The organism is Adlercreutzia rubneri, from assembly GCF_009755265.1.
In the GTDB taxonomy this organism is placed as follows: Bacteria; Actinomycetota; Coriobacteriia; order Coriobacteriales; family Eggerthellaceae; genus Adlercreutzia; species Adlercreutzia rubneri.
The window spans coordinates 245,079-264,205 of the sequence record NZ_WPOO01000001.1; the positions used below are offsets into that span (position 1 = coordinate 245,079).

Genomic DNA, 19,127 nt, shown 5'->3' on the forward strand with positions numbered 1-19,127 from the left:
AAAACGAGACACGAAACCGCCCGATGAGGGCCCAGCGCGGAAGGAGCCAACATGGCAGAGACGGTCGGAGCCCGCGAGCGGGGGCGCATCACGCCCGACGAGGGCGCAGTGCTGGCGGCGGAGACGGCCCGCAACGCCGAATTCGGCAAGCCGGTGCTCATCTACCCCAACCTCTACCTGGTGCGCGTGCCCCTTCCCCACAACCCGCTGCACGCCCTCAACTCCTATTTCATTTTGGACGACGACGGCACCACCACCATCGTGGACGTGGGCTTCAACCATCCGGATTGCGAGCAGGCCCTAAGCGATGCCCTGGCCGCCCTCGGGCGCTCCTGGGACAAGGTGCAGGTGGTGCTCACCCATTCGCATCCCGACCACACGGGCAACCTCGACCGCATTTGGCGCGAGGGCATGCCGGTGCTCGCGAACCTGCACTCCTTCCAAGAGGTGAAGAACCTCATGGAGATGGAGGGCAACGTCTATGGTCCGCTGCTCCTTCAAGCGGCCACTTCCGAGCAGCAGCAAGACATGACCTTCGGCGAGGAGGGGCCGCGTTTGCACGTGTCGGCGGAGCTTCTGCCGCTTTCCACCTACCCGATCATGACGTATCTGGCCGATGGCGACTGCCTGAGTCTCGGCGAGTTCGAGTTCGAGGTGATCGAGACGCCGGGCCACGATCCCTGGCACATCTGCCTCTACGAGGCCGCCCACAAGATCCTCCTGTCCGGCGATCATGTTCTGGAGCGCATCACGCCGTCGGTATCGTCGTGGTTTTCTGCCTACAACGCATTGGCGGAGTTCCTGGATAGCCTTGAGAAAGTGAGGGGCTACGATGTCGATCTGGTACTGCCGGCCCACGGCAAGCCCTTCACCGGCATGGGCGAGCGGGTCGACTTCCTCATCGAGCACCACCGCAAGCGCTTGGAGGAGATCTACGAGCTGGTGGCCGGCGGTCACGACGACATCGTTCAGATTTCCCAGCATGCCACGTGGCGCTACCCCGATTGGAAGAGCTGGCCGCTCGATCAGAAGTACTTCTCCATGGGCGAGACGCTGGCGCATCTCATCTACCTTGTGCGCGAGGGCCGCATCCTGCAGGGAATCTGCGGGCATGAGTACTACTTCCGCATGCCCTACGACCGCAAGAACCTGGCCTTGGCGCCGGGGCGGCTAGCTAGCGCTTGAGGGTTTCCACGAGCCAGCGGTAGAAGACCTCGTCGGGATCGCTGCCGCTCTTCATGGCCTGCTCGGCGTCGCGAGAAGAGGCGAGCGCCCGGCGCAGCTCCTCGGGACGCCATTGGCGCGCCCACGCGCCGTGGTTCTTCACGCGCCAGTCGGGCGCGCCGAGGGCCTTGGCGAGACCGCGCGGGTTGCCGCGACGGGCCATGGACTGGGCCGCCATGAGCTCGCGCAGCCGCGTGGTGCACAGAGCTATGAGCACATGGGGCGAGGTGCTCTCCATCTTGGATCTGAGGGCGAGACACTTTCCGAGGTTTCGCTCGGCGAAGGCGGCTGTGAAATCCCACGGCTTCACCTCGGAAGTGCGGGCTACCAGCGCGCGCACCTCGCGCTCCCCCACCCCCTCGCCGGTGCCGTGGGCCAGGGCGATCTTCTTCAGCTCGTTGTCGAGGTGCACGGTGTTCTCACCCACGAGCTCCACCAGAGCCGAGGCCGCCCCCTCGGTAAGCGTGATGCCGTGGGTGCAGGCCATGGCGCGGACGCGCTTGGGCAGCTCCCAGCTCTTGGGCGGGGCACAGTCGATGACGGCCTTGGGGCCAGCGGCGGCGAGGGCCTTGTACAGCCGCGTGTTCCGGGCGAGCTTCTCCGCCTCGCAGGCGAGCACCGTGGTGGCGCTGGGAGCCTTCAGGTAGTTGACGAGCTCCTCGGCGTCGGCCTTCTTCAGCTTGTCGACGTTGCGCACGTAGACGAGGCGCACGGGGCTGGCGAAGGGCATGGTGTTGCAGGCCGCGGCGATGGCGGCGCCCTCGGCCGACTCCCCGTCGAACTCGTCGGAGTTGAAGGCCATATCGCCCATCGTGCCCAGGCGCGCCTTGAGACGGGCGATGACCGCCTCGCGCTTGAGGGCGTCCTCTCCCACGGCCAAATAGGCGGGAAGGAGATCGGTATGTTGGCTGTCGCTCATAACCCCATTGTACCCCATCGCCCGCACTACCCCTGCCTTTGCGCGGAAACCGTGAGCGTATCTTCGGAAAACGCCACGACCACATCCCCCGCCTCGTCGCTGCAGTAGGTGGCGCATCCCGACGCGTCCAGCAGGTCGAGCACCTCCCGGGACGGATGCCCGTAGCGGTTGTGCTCCCCGACGCCGATGAGCGCCACAGCGGGCGAGAGCCGCTCGGCCAAAGAGGCATCGAGGCTCTTCTTCGAGCCGTGGTGCCCCACTTTCAGCACGTCCACACCGCCGGCTGGCAGCCTGTCGGACAGCTGACCCAGCTGCTCGGCCTCGGCATCGCCCGTGAACAGGGCCGTCCACTCCGCCGCGCCGTCGCCATCGCCGTCCCAGAAGGCGAGCAGGCAGAGACTGTCGGCGTTACCTCCATCGTCGGCCAAACGTTCCGGCCACAGCACCGTCAGCGAGAACCGGCCACAGCGCACCGTGTCACCCAAGGAGAGCTCGACGAGGTCGTCGGCCAGTCCCTCCGCCTCCGCTGCCTCCATCAGCTCGGCGCAAGCCCGGCAACCGCAAGCGGGAAGGCCCTCGGGCACCAAGAGCGCCGCAGCCGGCGCCACATCCCCGAGCACCGGGAGCGAGCCGCAGTGGTCGTCGTCGCTGTGGGTGACGGCCACGGCGTCGAGGCGCCCCACCCGCTGGCGGGCCAAGGCGGCCTTCAACAGGGCATCCTGGTTGCCCGTGTCTATGAGCAGCACGTTTTCGCCGCTGCGCACGATAAAGGCATCGCCTTGGCCCACATCGAGCATGACGATGGCGTCGGGGGCCATGCCGAAGGGAAAACGAAGCAGACCGAGGATTAGGGCGGCGCCGGTTACCGCCGCCGTCAGGCCCCTGATGCTCACTCGCGGCCACCAGGCCCACAGTGCGAGGCAGAGCCCGCAGGAGAGTGCTGCGGCCGCCAAAGGGACGGCGTCGATGGGAAGGCACGTGCCCGAAAGCGACGCGAGGGCATCCACGACGAGGGACAGCGGCGCGCAGGCTGTGCTGGCAACGCCGATGAGCCACGGCGCGGCGACGGGAACGAGGCAGGCGGCGAGCACGGCGACGAATCCGACAAGGCATGCCAGGGCGAACAGAGGACTTGCGACCAGATTGGCCAGCGGCGACAGCAGCGGCAGCTGGGAGAAGAGCGCCGCCGCATAGGGCTGGGTCGCCAAGGCTGAGGCGCCGGTGAGAGCGATGGGGTCGCCCACGACCCTCTTCAAACGCGGATGCCCTGCGAAGGCCGAGGACAGCAGCGGGGCGAACAGAACGATCCCCAAGGTAGATCCGGCCGATAGGGCCAAGGAGACCGAGAGTGCGGCAGACGGGTCGATCCCGACGAAGAGCAAAAGGCACAGTCCCAGCGCGCTCAGGGCTGAATTGCGGCGATCGGTCCAGAGGGAGAACAACCCCGTCGCAGCCATGATCGCGGCCCGCAGCGCTGAGACGGGCATCCCGGTGAAGGCGACATAGCCAATGAGGAACAGGGCGCTCGTCAGCGCAGTTGCCCGGCGTCCGCATCTCAGCAGCCTCAGTCCTCCCGCTACGAACAGGGACACGATGGAGAGGTGCGCCCCCGATACCGCCACGAGATGGGCCAGCCCCACGGCCTTGAAGCAATCGTAGAGCCCCGATTCCTCGATGGCCGGCCGCCAACCGCACACAAGAGCCTGAAGAAGCGGTGCGTTGCCTCCCCCGTGCGCGTCGATGAGATCCAAGGCGCGTTGCCTCAGGGAGACGAAAGGGGTGCTGTCAAGCGATCTCTCCTCTGAGGGGAAATCGCTTCCGCTCACGGTGAGAGAGGCCGCCAGCCCAGCGCCCCAATAGTATTCCGCCGCAGTCTCCGAGGGCGGACGAAGCGCTCCGGCTACCGTCAGCGATTGTCCTTGGAGCAGCGCCGCATCCTCGGGCAAGTTGAGCCGCGCCCGCAGCGTGCGACCATCCTCGCAGGAGAGCCGAGCCTCGGCGTGCCAGCCGAAGTCCCCCCGACGGGCATCCTCGGTGAGCTCGACGCGCCAGGCCGCCGAATCCGAACTGCGCCCTTCGGCATCCGCGAGCGCCATGGAGCCGCGAAGGGCACCGCCCCAGAAAGCGCAGAGAGCCACGGAGGCCAGCACGGCGAGCGCTGCCAGAACCCCGAGCGGGACACCGCCGGCTCGGACCCCTCGCAAGATGCGAGGGGCGAGCAGTGTCGCAAGGCCGAGGGCGGTCGTTCCCGCGACAGGGAGAATTTGAGCAGGAACAAGGCGCAAGGGCGGCCAGAGCAGCGCCGTCGTCGCCCACAGAACGAGCCCCGCCACGAGCAAAGGCGGCAGGGAGGGGCGCGGCGGCCGGCTGTCGGTCTCGCCCCTCACAGGCACAGCCGATCTCGCATGGCCGAAAGCTTCTTCTCGCCGATCCCGGACACCCGCGTCAAATCGTCGATGGACTTAAACGGCCCGTTCGCCTCGCGATCAGCGATGATCTTCTCCGCCGTTGCCGCCCCGACGCCCTTCAGGGTCTCAAGCTCCTCCGCCGTGGCCGTATTGATGTTGACGAGGCCGTCGTCTCCCGAAGGAGACAGGCCGCCGGAAGCCTGCGAGCTGGAGGATGCCGTCCGATCGGCCGCGCCCGAGGATGCCGCCTGATCGTCGACACGCGACGGGATGACGATCTGCTGACCGTCCTGCACCTCCTGGGCCAGGTTCACCGCGTCGGTCCGCGCCTCGTCGGTGGCTCCTCCTGCCGCCGTCACGGCGTCTATGACGCGACTGCCCGCCTCCAAATAGTAGACGCCCGGCGCCGCCACGCAGCCGTCCACATGGATGCAGACGCGCCTCGCCGTAGCATCGCCTCCCGCAGGGAGCACCACGTCCTCCCCGTCCGCGGCCGGCGGCGCCGGCGAGGTGTCGCTGCCGCCGCCGGCCCCATCGGCTCTCGCCTCCTCCTCTCCAGCATCTTCCGCCGACTGCGCCGCCGTCTCGTCGCTCGCCGCCGTCACCTCGATGCCGCTGCCGGGCGACGTCGCGAAGGCGAAAACGGCGAGCGCGACCACGAGCGCCAGGACAAGGGCGATGGCGGCGAAGACGGGCCGGGGGACGCGGCTCAGGTGCAGTTTCTCCGCGAGCGATTCCGCGCTGTCTTGAAAGGCCATGGCTCCTCCTTCTCCCGAGTTGGGAAGAGGATACGCGCGCACGACCGTAAAAATGACGCGGGAATGTCCCGATTCGTTCCCCGCGCCGACCCCCATCACATCCCACTTCCGTCCCCTCCGCGCTCCTCGGCGCCATCCGCAGGGGCAGACCGAGGTCTGCCCTCGCAAGGGAGAAAGTCGCGCATGACAAAAAGGGGCGACCAAGGTCGCCCCCTACGAAGGATTTGCAGCTGAAGAGCTTACGGGAACGGCTCTACTCGCGCTTCTTTGGCGGCTTGTAGGCCGGGCAGGCGTAGTCGTGGGGCTCGGCCGCATCGGCGAGGGCGCGCACCCACTCGTCAACCGGAAAAGCCGCCTCGGCCTCGCGCACCGCCTCCAGTTTCGCGTGGGTCTCGGGATTGCGCGGCATGAACAGCGTGCAGCAGTCCGGAGCGTCCATGGACGAGATCTCGAAGGTGCCCAGCTCCTGGGCCGCCTCGATGATCTCCAGCTTGTCCGAGCCGATGAGCGGCCGCAGCACCGGCAGTTCCACCGCGTCGTTCGTGGCGCGGATGTTGTCCAAGGTCTGCGAGGCCACCTGCCCTAGGCTCTCCCCGGTCACCAGCGCGCCAGCCCCTTCCCGCCGCGCCAGCTCCTCGGCCACGCGGAACATGAGGCGCCGGTACAGGATGACCCGCAGAGACGGCGGACAGGAGAGGGATATCTCGCGCTGGTAGTCGCCGAAGGGCACCACGTAGACGCGCCCGATGCAGCCGGTGCGCTCGAGCACGTGCGCGATGTCGTCCACCAGGTACTCCGAGGCATCGGAAGTCTGGGGGCGTCCCGAGAAATGGACGCCGATGGGCACGGCGCCGCGGCGGGCCATGCGCCAGGTGGCCACAGGCGAGTCGATGCCCGAGGACAGAAGGCACACCACCTTCCCCGAGGATCCCACGGGTAGGCCGCCGATCCCGCGGACGGATCGCGCGTACACGTAGGCGGTGCCCTCCACTGCCTCGACGCCCACGGTGACGTCCTGGCCCTTCATCTGCACCCGCTTCTCGGGGAACCGCTCGCAGAGCACCTCCCCGATGTCTCGGTTCATCTGCATGGAGTCGATGGGGAACACCGTGTGGTTGCGCCGCGCGGACACCTTGAAGGAGGAGAAGGGCTCCGCCTCGGCCAGGGCGATGCAGGCAGCGCGCCCCATGACCTCGATGTCCAGGTCGCACTTGAAGCCGCAGGATGCGCGGGCCACGCCGGGCACGCCCAGAATGGCATCGGTACACTGGTTGGCCACCTCAAGCGTGGTTCCCTCCCGCAAAATAACGAGCAGGCGGCCGGAGATGCGGTGGATGGTGACAACGGGATACGCGCCAAGAAGCGCCTCCAGGTTCTTCTGAAGGCGCTTCTCGAATACTCCGCGGTTGCGTCCCTTGAGCCCGATCTCGTGATAGTGCACGAGAATGATTCTCTGGAACTCTTCCATTTAGTGGTTTTTCACGTCGATCGACTCAGGATCGTACGAAACCTCGCCACGGGCGATCTCGTTGAAGGCCATGGACAGGGGCTTCGTGTCGGCGGCACGGGCGATTTCCACGGCCGTCTGCAGCTGGATGGCGCGATCGCGCTGGCCGCGCATCATGTCGTTGATGTCGTGGGCGCGCTTGGAAGCCAGCGCGCACAGAAGGAAACGGTCGTTGTCGGTGCGGTCAAGCAGGACGTCGATCTTCGGTTCGATAATGCTCATAGGGCGGATATCCTCTTACTGTTGCTCGGCGATTTCGTTGACGTAAGCGACGAGCTGGCGAGTGGCCTCGTCCAAATCGTCGTTCACAAGCCGATAATCATACTCCATTTTCTGGGAAAGTTCCACCAGAGCGGTGCGCATGCGCATATCCACCACGTCATCGGTCTCGGTGCCGCGCCCGCGCAGGCGCCGCTCCAGCTCCTCGAGCGAGGGAGGCTCGATGAACACGAGGTGCGCCTCGGGCATCTTCTCGCGCACCTGGAGCGCTCCTTGAACCTCGATCTCCAGAATGACCTGGCGTCCCGCCGCCATCTCGCGCTCCACCGAGGCGCGCGGAGTGCCGTAGCAGTTGCCGGAGTACTCGGCCCATTCCAGAAAGCCGCCCTCCTCCGCCAGGCTCAAGAACTCCTCCTTCGTGAGGAAGTAATAGCTGACGCCCTCCTCCTCACCGGGACGAGGGCGCCTTGTGGTGGCGGAGACGGACAACCAAGCGTCGGGCACTTCCTCGAGAAGACGCGCGATGAGCGTTCCCTTGCCGGTCCCGGACGGACCGCTTACGACGAAGAGGTTTCCGTGTCTCATGAATTCCTTTGTGACGTTGACGTTCTACTTGGACAGGCGCGCAAGCAGAGCCTCGCGCTGACGCTCGCCGATACCGCGAATGCGGCGGCTCTCGGCGATCTGCAGCTCCCTCATGATGCGCTCGGCCTTGGCCTTGCCGTAGCCTGGCAGCGTCTCGATGAGCGTGGAAATCTTCATACGGCCCACGACAGGGTCGTCGCGCATATCGAGAACCTGAGCGACGGTGAGCTTGCCCGTCTTCAGCTCTTCTCGTACCTCCGCCCGCTTGATGCGTGCGGCCTTTGCCTTTTCAAGCGCTTCAGCGCGGGCCTCGGGGCTGAGTTGGGGAATTGCCATTTCTGTTCTCCTTCCAGTTCGGGCTGAGGGCATAGTACCACGCATTGATGAGGAATCAACACCTAATTTACTCGGAATCAATAAATGCGGCATTTTTTCCTAATTATCGGCTATACACGGGCCTTATTCAGGGATAAAACGCTTTGGAGCTACTCCAGTTCCGCGGCGATGGCCTCGAAGGCCGCCACGGGATCGGGCGCCTCGGTGATGGGCCGGCCCACCACGATGTGGGAGGCACCGTTCGCGAAGGCCTGGGCGGGCGTTGCCACGCGGCTCTGGTCTCCCAGGGCGGCGCCGGCCGGGCGCACGCCGGGAGTGACGATGAAGGCGTCGGGCCCCAAGATCTCGCGCAAGGCAGCCGCCTCCTGGGGCGAGGCCACCACGCCGGAGATGCCCGCCTCCTTGGCTTGGGCCGCGAGGGCCGCCACCTGCTCGGGCAGGGGCCGGGCGACGCCCGTGGCCGCAAGAGCCTCGGGGCTCATGGAGGTGAGCACCGTGATGCCGAGGGTCGCCGGCACGTCCCCGCCATACTCCGCCGCGCCCTCCTCGGCGCCGCGCTGACCCGCTTCCATCATGGCGGTGCCGCCCACGGTGTGCATGGTGAGCATATCGGCCCCGCTGGCCGCTGCCGAGCGCGCCGCGCCCTGTACCTGATGCGGGATGTCGTGGAACTTCAGGTCGAGGAACACGTTGAAGCCGCGGCGCTTGAACATCTTCACGATGGCCGGGCCCTCCGCGTAGTACAGCGTCATGCCGATCTTGAGCCACTTCGCGTGGCCCTCCAGCTTGTCGGCCAGGGCTATGGCCTCCCAGGCGTCGCAGTCGAGCGCCACGATGACGCGGTCGCGAGCGGGAACGGAATCGAAGGCGGTTAGCATTGCAGGGCTCCTATCAGCTCGTTGACGTCTTTGACGCCCTGGGATTCGCAGTAGTCGATGATGCCGTCGATGACATCCACGGTGGCGGTGGGATTGACGAAGTTCGCCGTGCCCACGGCCACGGCGGTGGCGCCGGCCAGCATGAACTCCACGGCGTCCTCACCGGTCGCGATGCCGCCCATGCCGAGCACCGGCACGGAAACGGCCTGAGACACCTGCCACACCATGCGCAGGGCCACGGGCTTCACGGCCGGCCCCGAGTAGCCGCCCACCACGCGCGCCAGCTTCGGGCGGCGGGTGCGGGCGTCCACGGCCATGCCGAGCAGCGTGTTGATGAGCGAGATGCCGTCGGCTCCAGCGGCCTCGGCGGCCTTCGCGATCTCGGTGATATCGGTGACGTTCGGCGTGAGCTTCACGATGAGCGGGCGCTTCGTGGCGGCGCGGCACAGTGACACCACCTTCTCAACGCTGGGCACATGGCAGCCCATGGTCATGCCGCCGGCGTCCACGTTGGGGCACGAGATATTCACCTCGTAGGCGGCCACGGGGGCCTCCTCCAGCGCCCCGATGACGGCCACGTACTCGTCGAAGCTGTGGCCGGAGACGTTCACCATGGCCGTGGCGCCGATCTCAGCGAGCCACGGCAGCTCGATGTCCTTCAAGTGCGCGACGCCGGGGTTCTGGAGGCCGATGGAGTTCAACATGCCCGAAGCCGTCTCGGCAATACGGGGGCTCGCGTTGCCCTCCCAACCGTTCAAGGACACGCCCTTGGTGGTGACGGCGCCGAGGGCCGCCACGTCCACGAAGTCGTGGTACTCCATGCCGGCTCCGAAGGTGCCCGAAGCCACGGTGACCGGGTTCTTCATGGCCATGCCGCCGAGGTTCACGGACAGGTTGACGCTCGTCTCTTTCGGTTTGCGCTGCATTACCACACCACCTCGCTCGCAGGAAACACCGGGCCGTCCACGCAGGCGCGGCGTTTGCCGTCCACCGTATCGACCACGCAGGACAGGCACGCCCCCACGCCGCAGGCCATGCGTCTTTCCATGGACACCTCGCAGAACACGCCGGCCGCATCCGCCATGCCGGCCACGATCTTCATGAGGGGCTCCGGGCCGCAGCAGGCCACGTAGTCGTAGGGCGCGCCCTCCGCCGCGGCCGCCGCCAGGGCCTCTTCCACGAGCGGCGTACAGAAGCCGGCGCGGCCGTAGGTGCCGTCATCGGTGGAACAGGCCGGCTCGCACCCGAGCACGGCCCCGTAGCGCTCGCGGGCCACCAGCGCGTCGATGGTGGAGGCGCCGAGGATGGCGTCGGTGGCAACGCCCGCCGCTGTCAGCTCCTCGACCAAGGGATACAACGGCGCGCTTCCCACGCCGCCGGCCACAATGAGCGCGCGCTTGCAGCCCTCGGGCGGCTGCCAGCCGCGACCGATGGGACCTATCATCTCCACCGTGTCGACGATCGCGAGCTCTGTCATGTGTTCAGTGCCGAAGCCGAGCACCTGGTACATCATGTCCACCGTGCCCGCCTCCGCATCGGCCGCGTACACGCCGAAAGGGCGCCGCAGGATGTGGGCCTCCATGCCCGGCACCTTCACGTGCACGAACTGCCCCGGCCGCGCCGTCGACGCGATTTCCGGCGCGCGCACGGTCATGAGCCAGATGTTGCACCCCATCTCTTCGTTCACCAGAATGGGCGCGTTCTCGTTACAAAGCGTCATAGGCTCTCCTGTCGCGTCGGCGGAAAAGTGCATTTGGTGATATTCTAACGCATGGTAAATCGATTATCGAATTCGCTACGTCGCAACGAGCAGAAATCCTAGGAGATTTGCATGGAGGAGCAGCCTCTTGCTTTGCTACTCCTCCGATAAGCTTAGAACTACAGCTCTTGCAAAGGCGCCACATCCAGCTCGCCGGCACGGGCGGCTTGCATGCCGGCTATGAGGGCCTGGGCGGCGGCCAGGGTGGTAGCGTAGGTGATGCCGTGGCGCACGGCGGCGCGGCGCAGCTCGTAGCCGTCGTCGCGGGTGGCCACGCCGAGCGGGGTGTTGATCATGAGCGAGATCTCCCCGGCGGCAATGGCGTCCACCACCGAGCTTTTCCCCTCGTGGATCTTGCCGGTCACCTCGCAGGGCACGCCTGAGGCGCGCAGCACGGCCGAGGTGCCCTCGGTAGCTAGAAGCGAGAAGCCGAGGCGCACAAGTTCCCGGGCGATGAAGGCCACGGCGCGCTTGTCCTGGTCGTTCACGGAGATGAAGGCCATGCCGCCCTCAGGCTCGGCGTAGTCGATGGCCATCTGGGTCTTCGTATAGGCCGCCGGGAAACTTTCCGCGATGCCCATTACCTCGCCGGTGGAGCGCATTTCCGGCCCCAAGAGCGCATCGGCCCCCGGGAAGCGGCCGAAGGGCATGACAGCCTCCTTCACGAAGTAGCGGCCCGGCTTCGCGAAATGCTCGGGAAGCTTCAGCGCGGCCAGCTTCTCCCCCGCCATGATGCGGCTCGCGAGCTTCGCTAAGGGCACGCCCGTGGCCTTCGAGATGAAGGGCACCGTGCGGCTCGCCCGCGGGTTGGCCTCGATGACGTAGACGACCCCGTCCTTCACGGCGAACTGGATGTTCACCAGACCGCGCACGCCCAGGGCCAGGGCGATCTTGCGGGCGACGCTCGCCATCTCGTCCTGCACCTTCGCCGACAGCGAGAAGGGCGGCAGGCAGCAGGCCGAGTCGCCCGAGTGGATGCCGGCCATCTCGATGTGCTCCAGGATGCCGCCGATGTACACGTCCTCGCCGTCGCACAGGGCGTCCAGGTCGCATTCCACGGCGCCTTCCAGGAACTTGTCCAGATACACGGGGTGGTCCGGGGAAACGGCGGTCGCCTCGGCCACGTAGCGCGCGAGCCCCGCGTCGTCGTAGACGATGCCCATGCCCCGGCCGCCGAGCACGTAGCTGGGGCGCACGAGCAAGGGATAGCCGATCTCGCGGGCAGCAGAGCGGGCCTCTTCCAGCCCCGAGGCCATGGCCGAGCGTGGGTAGGCGATGTCGAGCGAGTCGAGCAGCGCGGCGAACCGGTCGCGATCCTCGGCCAGATCGATGGCATCCGGGCTCGTGCCCATGATGGGCACTCCGGCCTCTTCCAAAGCGCGGGCCAGCTTCAGCGGCGTCTGGCCACCGAGGGTGACCACCACGCCGTCGGGGTCGGTCGCGTCCACCACATCCATGACGTCCTCGTAGGTGAGCGGCTCGAAGAACAGCATGTCGGAGGTGTCGTAGTCGGTGGAGACCGTCTCGGGGTTGCAGTTCACCATGATGGTCTCGTACCCGGCGTCGGCCAGCGCGTAGCTGGCGTGCACGCAGCAGTAGTCGAACTCAATGCCCTGGCCGATGCGGTTGGGGCCGGCGCCCAGGATGAGCGCCCGCGGACGCGTCTTCTCCGCCACCTCCGACTCGTCAGCGTCGTAGATCTTGTAATGGTAGGCGGTCTTCGTGGGGAACTCCGCCGCGCAGGTGTCCACGGTCTTGAAGGCCGGGCGCACGCCAAGAATCTTGCGGCAGGCGCGCACCGTGCGCTCGTCGGAGCCGGTGAGCACGGCGATCTCGGCGTCGGAGAGCCCGTAGCGCTTCGCTATTTGGAAGGCCTCGGCGTCCATATCCTCCAGGGCGCACCCGTGCAGGGCCTCCTGCACGGCGACCATGTCGGCCATGCGATTGCAGAAGAACATGTCGATAGCCGTGCGCTCGTGCAGCTCTTCCGCGCTCATGCCGCGGCGCAGGGCCTCGGCCGCCAAGAAGATGCGCTCGGCCGTGGGGCGCGAGAGCGCGGCGAAGAGTTCCTCGTCGGTCAACGCCGTCTCCTCCCCCTTCCCGTCGGCCCCGAAGCCGGCGCGGCCCGTCTCCAGGGAACGCAGGGCCTTGCCGAGGGACTCCTCGAAAGTGCGGCCGACGGCCATGACCTCGCCCACGGCCTTCATACGGGTCGTGAGCGTGTCGTCGGCGCCTTGGAACTTCTCGAAGGCGAAGCGCGGGGCCTTCACGACGCAGTAGTCGATGGTCGGCTCGAAGCAGGCCGGCGTGGTGCCGGTCATGTCGTTCACGATCTCGTCCAAGGTGTAGCCCACGGCCAGGCGCGCCGCCGCCTTCGCGATGGGAAATCCCGTGGCCTTGCTGGCCAGGGCCGAGGAGCGCGACACGCGGGGATTCATCTCGATGATTACCATGCGGCCCGTCTCAGGGTGCACGGCGAACTGCACGTTGGAGCCGCCCGTGGCAACGCCCACGCGCTCGAGTACTGCGAGCGACGCGGCGCGCATGCGCTGGTATTCCAGGTCGGTCAAGGTCTGGGCCGGGGCCACGGTGATGGAGTCGCCGGTGTGCACGCCCATGGGGTCCAAATTCTCGATGGAGCAGACGATGATGCCGTTGCCGGCCGCGTCGCGCATGACCTCCATCTCGTATTCCTTCCAGCCCTCGATGGACTCCTCCACCAGCACCTCGCTGGCCGGCGAGAGCTCCAGGCCCTGGGAGACGATGCGCACGAGCTCGTCCACATCGCGCGCGATGCCGCCGCCGGCGCCGCCCATGGTGAACGACGGGCGCAGCACCACGGGGTACCCGAGCTCCTCGGCGATGGCGAGCGCGTCTTCCACGGAGTAGGCGTAGCCGGCCCGCGAGACCTCGATGCCGAGGTCGGCCATGCACTCGTTGAAGAGCTTGCGGTCCTCGCCGCGCTCGATGACGTCCACGTCGCAGCCGATGAGCTCCACGCCGTAGCGTTCCAGCACGCCGGACTTGGCCAGTTCCACGGCCGTGTTCAGGCCCGTCTGGCCGCCGAGGGTGGGCAGGCACGCATCGGGCCGCTCCTTCGCGATGACCTTTTCCACGAAGGCCGGCGTGATGGGCTCCACATAGGTGGCGTCGGCCAGCTCCGGGTCGGTCATGATGGTGGCCGGGTTCGAGTTCACGAGAATGACCCGGTAGCCCTCCTCGCGCAGCACCTTGCAGGCCTGGGCGCCGGAGTAGTCGAACTCGCAGGCCTGGCCGATGACGATGGGGCCGCTTCCGATAACGAGAATGCTCTTGATGTCCTCGCGCTTGGGCATTTACGCCACCTCCCCTTCCGCGGTGCTTCCGAACTTCCAACCGGACAGGCGGTCGGTTGCGATGTCGATATCCAGGTAGTCATCGCGCCCCTCCATAAGGCGCGCGAAGGCGGTGAACAGGTAGTGGGCGTCGGTGGGACCGGGGGCCGCCTCCGGGTGGTACTGCACGCTGAAGGCCGGCACGTCCAGGAAGGCGAAGCCCTCGGCGGTGCCGTCGTCGAGGTTCACGTGCGTCAGCCGGATGCGCCCGAAGCGCTCGTTGGCCACAACGGGGGCAATGCCGCGCCGGCCCCATTCGCGCAGGTCTTCCACGTGCTCGGTCGCACCTCCGGAGAGCTCGGGCACAAGCGCGCCGAGGCTCTGGAAGCAGGGGCAGAAGCCGTGGTTCTGGGCCGTTACCTCCACGCGGCCGGTCAGCAGGTTCTGCACCGGGTGGTTGCCGCCGTGATGGCCGAACTTCAGCTTGTCGATTTCCGCGCCCGCGGCCTTGGCCATCATCTGGTGCCCCAGGCAGATGCCGAACAGCGGCACGCGGCCCAGCAGCTTCTCGGCCTGGCGATAGGTCTCCCCCACCGCCTCCGGGTCGCCCGGGCCGTTGGAGAGGAACACGCCGTCGGGGCCCATCGCCAGCACCTCTTCGGCCGGAGTGTCCCAGGGCACGACGGTGAGCTCGCAGCCACTCGCCACCAGACCGTCTAAGATGGAGCGCTTCACGCCGCAGTGGTAGACGACCACCTTGAAGCGGGGCTCGGCCGGGGCGGCCAGGGCGAAGCCATGGGAAGCGGGCAGGTTCGCGGCGGTGTAGGAGTAGGCGCCGTCGCAGGACACGTCGGCGGCCAGGTTCACGCCTACTAGCGACGGGCTTCGGCGCACCTTCTCGAGCAGCGAGGCGACATCCGCGTCCGTGGTGGAAACGACGGCCCGCTGGGCGCCATGGTCGCGGATGTGGCGCACGAGCGCACGGGTGTCGATGCCCTCGATGGCCACGACGCCCTCGCGCGTCAGATAGTCGCCGAGGCTCTCCTGGCTGCGCCAGCTGGAAGGCGTGGGGCACAGGTCGCGCACCACGAGCGCCCGCAGGGCCGGCCTCTCCGCCTGGGCGTCGTCGGCGTTCACTCCGTAGTTGCCCACCTGCGGGTAGGTCAGCGCCACGATCTGCCCCGCGTAGGAGGGGTCGGTGACGATTTCCAGATAGCTCTCCAGAGAGGTGTTGAAGCAGATCTCCCCAAACGCCTCGCCGGGCGCGCCGCAGGAGGTGCCGGCGAACACCGCGCCGTCCTCCAGCACGAGCAGCGCCGGCACGGCCGCCGGTTTCGACGTGGCCGCCCGCATCTTCTCCGCAATCTTGCTCAAAGCATCCGTCCTTTCCGCGACTCGCTCATTTTCGTCTCACGTGCTCCCGGCTCCTTGCCGTCCCTGCGTCTCCGCACTCTCGCGAAAGCACGGTCCGCCCCTCGGCAGCGCCCGCAAAAAAAGCGCTCCCGCCTTGGACGGGAGCGCTTACAAGCACACAAGATGAAGTTCGCTCATCGCACCTTGCCGGTCTCTCGGTACCGTCCGTTAAAGGTCGTTTTTGAGCATAAGGCACCTTGCTAGGTATGCATCTGCACAAAAATAAGCGGCCGAAGACGACAGCCGAATGGCACCGCGAGGACTCCGAAACGTCGTGGCCTATGAAGGCCTGCGGTCGACGACCACAGCCAGAGATTTTCCGGAGAAGGCGATGCCGTAGCGCAGGCTGCCCGCCGTAGACGGAGCGCCCGCGCCGCCCCTGGCCGTGTCCGCGTCGTAGGCCCGCGCCTCTATCTGGGCCAGGGCCTCGGTGGCCAGCACCTGAAGGCGGGACGCGTCGGCCCCGTGCTCGAACTTCAGCTCCAGGGTGACCGCCGGTAGCCCCGCCCGCTCGGGAGCCAGCCGGATGTCGAAGCGCCCGCGCCCCGCCTCGCGATTCGAGGCCGGGTTCCCGTAACCGGGTACCCCGAACAGAAGGCCCACCAAAAGCATGTGGTAGCTGTTTTCGCTCGTAAGGTCATAGAAGCTCGCCGAGTTCAGCAGCACGTCCTCCAGCTCCTCGGCGAGCAGGCCGGCGTCCCCGTCGACAAGCGCGCGGTGAAGGTCGATGAGGCAGTCGCGACCGCCGGCGATCTGCGCGAAACGGTCGATAATCTCGCTACGGTACAACGACGCGATCTCCAAATTGGGAATGCGCAGCCGCCGCACGACGTCCTTCGAATTGGGCTGCTCCGTATCGTCGGTGGTCAGATAGCCGGCAAGGTACAAAAGCGACCAAAGGGCCTCGGGGCGGGCATCCAAATCGCCGAACACCACCGACAAATCGAGGGCGGCCTCCACCGACCCGCCCGCCTTAAGCAGCTCGTACACCTTCCGCATCAGACGCGCGTCTCCCCCGCGCACCATAGCGGCGATGGGCGCGTTCGAAGACGTGTTGCCCCAATAGGGCGCGCACTCGCAATCGTTGTCGAAGTAGTTGAGCACGCTCCAAGGGTTGTACACATCCACCGAGCCGAAGCGGTAGCCGTCGTACCATTGGCGCATCTCGGGGAAGTGAGCGGACTGGCCCAGGTAGTTAGCGAGCGCGCGCACCTCGTCTTCCGTGAAGCCGTAGCGCTCGTCGTACTTGGCGTTGAGGGAGGTGTTCACCACCAAGTTGTTCAAATCAGAGAAAATGGACTCTTTCGAGATGCGCTGCACGCCCGTGAGGCACGCGAAGGCCAGGGCCTGCCCTCCGTCCTTCAAGGCCGCCGTAAGCCATCCTTTGAGAAACGAGACCATCTCGTCGTAGTACCCGTTGTCCCGAGCCGCCATGACCGGCGCGTCGTACTCGTCAATGAGGACGACGGGGCGACGCCCATGGTGCTTGAAAAGCAGACGAGTGAGGTTTATGAGGGACGACTCGATGTCTCCGTCCGCCGCCTCCCATCCCGCAACACGATCGAAGTAGGCGCGCTCTTGTTCGTTCAGCTCGGCGCTGTCGGACAAGTATCCGTGACGGATGTATTCCCATACGATCAGCTGGTTCAGGGCGCCCCAAGCATCTTCCCAGCACTGTTTCTTCACCGGATTGAAGCTGATGTAGATAACGGGATAAGCGCCCTGATGCTCGCGATAGCGACCGTCGTCGGCGTCCCAAATGGAAAGGCCCTCGAAGAGATAGGCGGCGTCCTCGGCGTTCGGGTCGCTCGCCGGGGGAATCTCGAAGAACGACTTGAGCATGGTCATGTTCAGCGACTTGCCGAAACGGCGCGGGCGGCAGAACAGCGTGACGGCGGCAGAACTGTTGAGAACGTCGGCGATGAGCAGAGACTTGTCGATGACCACCGACTCCTGCACTGCTGTGGCGAACCCGTCGCGCCCGATGGGCAGACGCCGACGGCCGGACAGGTCGGACAGGCGCACGTCGCCCTCGCGATAGATGCCGTTCTCGTAGGTGCCCGTCATGGTGCGGCCTTTCTCCTTCGTAGCGTTTCCCCGATTATAAACGAAGGGCCGCTGCATGCGGCCCTTCGCGGGGAATTGTGCGTCGATGCCGCAGAACCATCAAGTGTAGCAAGGCTCGGTATCCGGATAGAGCGTTACATCGACGCCGTGCTCCGGAGCCGGCGCGATGCCCGCGACCTTACCATTCTCGGCGTAGGCCACAAGGCCCCCTTCCCTTTCCCCGAGAAGCCAGTACCCATCCTGCAGGTAACGCCCGTCGAAATCTGCGGAAAGGTCAGCCCCCGAGGCGGCCAGCGTAGCGGCGTCAGCGACGATGGCGCCTTGCAAGTCCATCAGACAGCTGTACGCATCGGACGATCCGTCACCCTCGGCGCCGTAGCCCTCGATCAGACGCTCCTTCGAGTCCGCGGTGACGTAGACGAGGCCGTCGGCGGCAGTGAAGCTCAGCGAACCCTCGGCCAAAGGAACGATCCACTTCTTGGCGGAAACGCTGTACAGCCCCACGAGATTCTTGTTGGCGCCTCCGTGGGGGTTCACCTTCTCGGCGCGCACGCACACCACGCCGCCCGACGAAACCTGGTCGCCCGTGAAAGCCGCGCCGTCGATGTCGCCCTCCACATTGAACGAGGCGATGTCCAACAGCACGTTGCTCGCGTAGTCCGTCACCACGGTACCAGAATCGTCGGGAATGACGCAGCCGCCGCCGATCGAAGTCGGGTAGCCCTCGGCCTGGTAGAGGACGTTGCCGTCAACATCGAGGAACATGGCTCCGTCGATGCCCTGCAGTGCGAGGACGCCGTCTCGATAGCAGTCGGGGGCATTCATCATGGCGAGGTTGTAGGTGAATTCCCGGCCGGCCGCGCCCTCGTCGGCGAACTGGAAGGCCTCTGCGTCGCCGACGGTGAACACGACCTTCCCCTGCTCGTCCAGGACGACGACGGCTCCGTAGCTGCCGCCGCTCCACTCGATGAAGAGAACGAGTCGTCCGTCGGCGTAAGTGGGAGAGTTGGTCACCGATGCATCCTGTAGATTGCCCTGGAAAGTGTATCCGTAGCCGTGGACGAGATCGGTAAGGTCGACGACCAGGGCGCCCGTATCGTCCACCAGGCCATAGTGGATCATTTCGTCGAACTCGGTGTCCCATTCCTCGTCGTACTCGCTCGTCTCCCACGTGACGAGCACCTTGCCCTCCGAGAAGCCGCCCATGGGCCTCATGTCGGGGTTCTCGAAGACGACCTCGTTGCCCTCGAGATCGGTGAGGCACACGTCGTAAGTGCCGCTTGGATGGAAGTTGGTGCTCGAGATGAAGTAGCGGTTCGGAATAGCGAGCGCCGGCTCGGCCGCGGGATCGGCCGTGGGATCCGACTCGGGCTCGGGCGCGGGTTCAGGCGCAGGCTGCGGGTCTGACGCCTGCACGGACCCGAGCTCCGGCTCCGGGGCGGGCGCGGCGAACGGGTTCGCCACCGCGATGCCCACCGCCGCCAACGCCACCACGACCGTCGCGGCTATGCCGACAACAAGACCGGTGCGCTTCTTCTTGGAAGGGGCCGGCGAAGGGCCGGCAGCAGCAGCCGCTCCCTGGGTCGCGCCGCCATGGGCGGGAGCGTCCCCGGCGTCCGCGCCGCCCGCGGACGCACCCTCTGCCGGAACCTCCGGCGCCAGGGCGCCCATCGGAGCGCCGCACTTTGTGCAGAACTTGGAACCGTCCAGCATCTGGTTGCCGCAATTGGTGCAGAACAT

The 19,127-nt window shown here is 66.5% G+C and carries 15 protein-coding genes; 1 reads left to right on the plus strand and 14 read right to left on the minus strand.

The annotated features are described in order from the left end of the window. The first annotated feature begins 51 nt into the window (after positions 1-51). Entirely contained in the window at positions 52-1,185 is a 1,134-nt protein-coding gene (locus tag GO707_RS01075; protein ID WP_157011642.1) for an MBL fold metallo-hydrolase, read from the plus strand. On the opposite strand, the gene holA is transcribed toward GO707_RS01075, so the two are convergent. The 14 genes from holA to GO707_RS12510 form a co-directional block, all read right to left on the minus strand. After that, positions 1,175-2,143: a DNA polymerase III subunit delta gene (gene holA, locus GO707_RS01080; protein WP_157011644.1), complete on the minus strand. Its 969-nt coding sequence runs from the start codon at positions 2,141-2,143 to the stop codon at positions 1,175-1,177. The two genes, GO707_RS01075 and holA, sit on opposite strands and share 11 nt — an antisense overlap. Positions 2,144-2,169: 26 nt before the next feature. Next, the gene (locus GO707_RS01085) at positions 2,170-4,536 is read right to left on the minus strand and encodes a DNA internalization-related competence protein ComEC/Rec2 (protein WP_157011646.1); all 2,367 of its coding nucleotides are present in this window, start codon (positions 4,534-4,536) and stop codon (positions 2,170-2,172) included. Further along, a complete protein-coding gene (locus GO707_RS01090; protein ID WP_114539037.1) occupies positions 4,527-5,309 on the minus strand; it encodes a ComEA family DNA-binding protein in 783 nt (260 codons plus the stop codon). The genes GO707_RS01085 and GO707_RS01090 overlap by 10 nt, the downstream gene beginning before the upstream one ends. Positions 5,310-5,562: 253 nt before the next feature. Continuing rightward, positions 5,563-6,777, minus strand: coding sequence for a tRNA uracil 4-sulfurtransferase ThiI (thiI, locus tag GO707_RS01095; protein WP_157011648.1), 1,215 nt, complete (start codon positions 6,775-6,777; stop codon positions 5,563-5,565). Then, entirely contained in the window at positions 6,778-7,038 is a 261-nt protein-coding gene (locus tag GO707_RS01100; RefSeq protein ID WP_022739952.1) for a DNA-directed RNA polymerase subunit omega, read from the minus strand. A gap of 15 nt (positions 7,039-7,053) precedes the next feature. Continuing rightward, positions 7,054-7,620 carry a guanylate kinase gene (gmk, locus tag GO707_RS01105; RefSeq protein WP_022739953.1) on the minus strand — a complete coding sequence of 189 codons (567 nt, stop codon included), beginning with the start codon at positions 7,618-7,620 and terminating at the stop codon, positions 7,054-7,056. Positions 7,621-7,644: 24 nt separating this feature from the next. Next, positions 7,645-7,956: an integration host factor, actinobacterial type gene (gene mihF, locus GO707_RS01110; RefSeq protein ID WP_114539035.1), complete on the minus strand. Its 312-nt coding sequence runs from the start codon at positions 7,954-7,956 to the stop codon at positions 7,645-7,647. A gap of 149 nt (positions 7,957-8,105) precedes the next feature. Continuing rightward, positions 8,106-8,834, minus strand: coding sequence for an orotidine-5'-phosphate decarboxylase (gene pyrF, locus GO707_RS01115; protein WP_157011650.1), 729 nt, complete (start codon positions 8,832-8,834; stop codon positions 8,106-8,108). Next, positions 8,828-9,760 (minus strand): dihydroorotate dehydrogenase, encoded by a 933-nt coding sequence (locus tag GO707_RS01120; RefSeq protein ID WP_157011652.1) that lies wholly within the window; start codon positions 9,758-9,760, stop codon positions 8,828-8,830. Before GO707_RS01120 ends, pyrF begins: the two co-directional genes overlap by 7 nt. Continuing rightward, entirely contained in the window at positions 9,760-10,554 is a 795-nt protein-coding gene (locus GO707_RS01125; RefSeq protein ID WP_114539032.1) for a dihydroorotate dehydrogenase electron transfer subunit, read from the minus strand. The genes GO707_RS01120 and GO707_RS01125 overlap by 1 nt, the downstream gene beginning before the upstream one ends. A 158-nt stretch (positions 10,555-10,712) precedes the next feature. Beyond that, positions 10,713-13,928 carry a carbamoyl-phosphate synthase large subunit gene (gene carB / locus GO707_RS01130; protein WP_157011654.1) on the minus strand — a complete coding sequence of 1,072 codons (3,216 nt, stop codon included), beginning with the start codon at positions 13,926-13,928 and terminating at the stop codon, positions 10,713-10,715. After that, complete coding sequence (gene carA, locus GO707_RS01135) at positions 13,929-15,281, minus strand: glutamine-hydrolyzing carbamoyl-phosphate synthase small subunit (protein ID WP_114539030.1); 1,353 nt, start codon at positions 15,279-15,281, stop codon at positions 13,929-13,931. Between the two features lie 318 nt (positions 15,282-15,599). Beyond that, complete coding sequence (locus GO707_RS01140; RefSeq protein ID WP_181869651.1) at positions 15,600-17,387, minus strand: AAA family ATPase; 1,788 nt, start codon at positions 17,385-17,387, stop codon at positions 15,600-15,602. 99 nt (positions 17,388-17,486) lie between these two features. Next, positions 17,487-19,127: a zinc ribbon domain-containing protein gene (locus tag GO707_RS12510; RefSeq protein WP_114539028.1), complete on the minus strand. Its 1,641-nt coding sequence runs from the start codon at positions 19,125-19,127 to the stop codon at positions 17,487-17,489.

Bases quoted from the DNA above. Each gene is read 5' to 3' on its own strand.
- GO707_RS01075 (WP_157011642.1), top strand. From the start codon at position 52: ATGGCAGAGACGGTCGGAGCCCGCGAGCGGGGGCGCATCACGCCCGAC.
- holA (WP_157011644.1), bottom strand. From the start codon at position 2,143: ATGAGCGACAGCCAACATACCGATCTCCTTCCCGCCTATTTGGCCGTG.
- GO707_RS01090 (WP_114539037.1), bottom strand. From the start codon at position 5,309: ATGGCCTTTCAAGACAGCGCGGAATCGCTCGCGGAGAAACTGCACCTG.
- thiI (WP_157011648.1), bottom strand. From the start codon at position 6,777: ATGGAAGAGTTCCAGAGAATCATTCTCGTGCACTATCACGAGATCGGG.
- GO707_RS01100 (WP_022739952.1), bottom strand. From the start codon at position 7,038: ATGAGCATTATCGAACCGAAGATCGACGTCCTGCTTGACCGCACCGAC.
- gmk (WP_022739953.1), bottom strand. From the start codon at position 7,620: ATGAGACACGGAAACCTCTTCGTCGTAAGCGGTCCGTCCGGGACCGGC.
- mihF (WP_114539035.1), bottom strand. From the start codon at position 7,956: ATGGCAATTCCCCAACTCAGCCCCGAGGCCCGCGCTGAAGCGCTTGAA.
- pyrF (WP_157011650.1), bottom strand. From the start codon at position 8,834: ATGCTAACCGCCTTCGATTCCGTTCCCGCTCGCGACCGCGTCATCGTG.
- GO707_RS01120 (WP_157011652.1), bottom strand. From the start codon at position 9,760: ATGCAGCGCAAACCGAAAGAGACGAGCGTCAACCTGTCCGTGAACCTC.
- GO707_RS01125 (WP_114539032.1), bottom strand. From the start codon at position 10,554: ATGACGCTTTGTAACGAGAACGCGCCCATTCTGGTGAACGAAGAGATG.
- carB (WP_157011654.1), bottom strand. From the start codon at position 13,928: ATGCCCAAGCGCGAGGACATCAAGAGCATTCTCGTTATCGGAAGCGGC.
- GO707_RS01140 (WP_181869651.1), bottom strand. From the start codon at position 17,387: ATGACGGGCACCTACGAGAACGGCATCTATCGCGAGGGCGACGTGCGC.
- GO707_RS12510 (WP_114539028.1), bottom strand. From the start codon at position 19,127: ATGTTCTGCACCAATTGCGGCAACCAGATGCTGGACGGTTCCAAGTTC.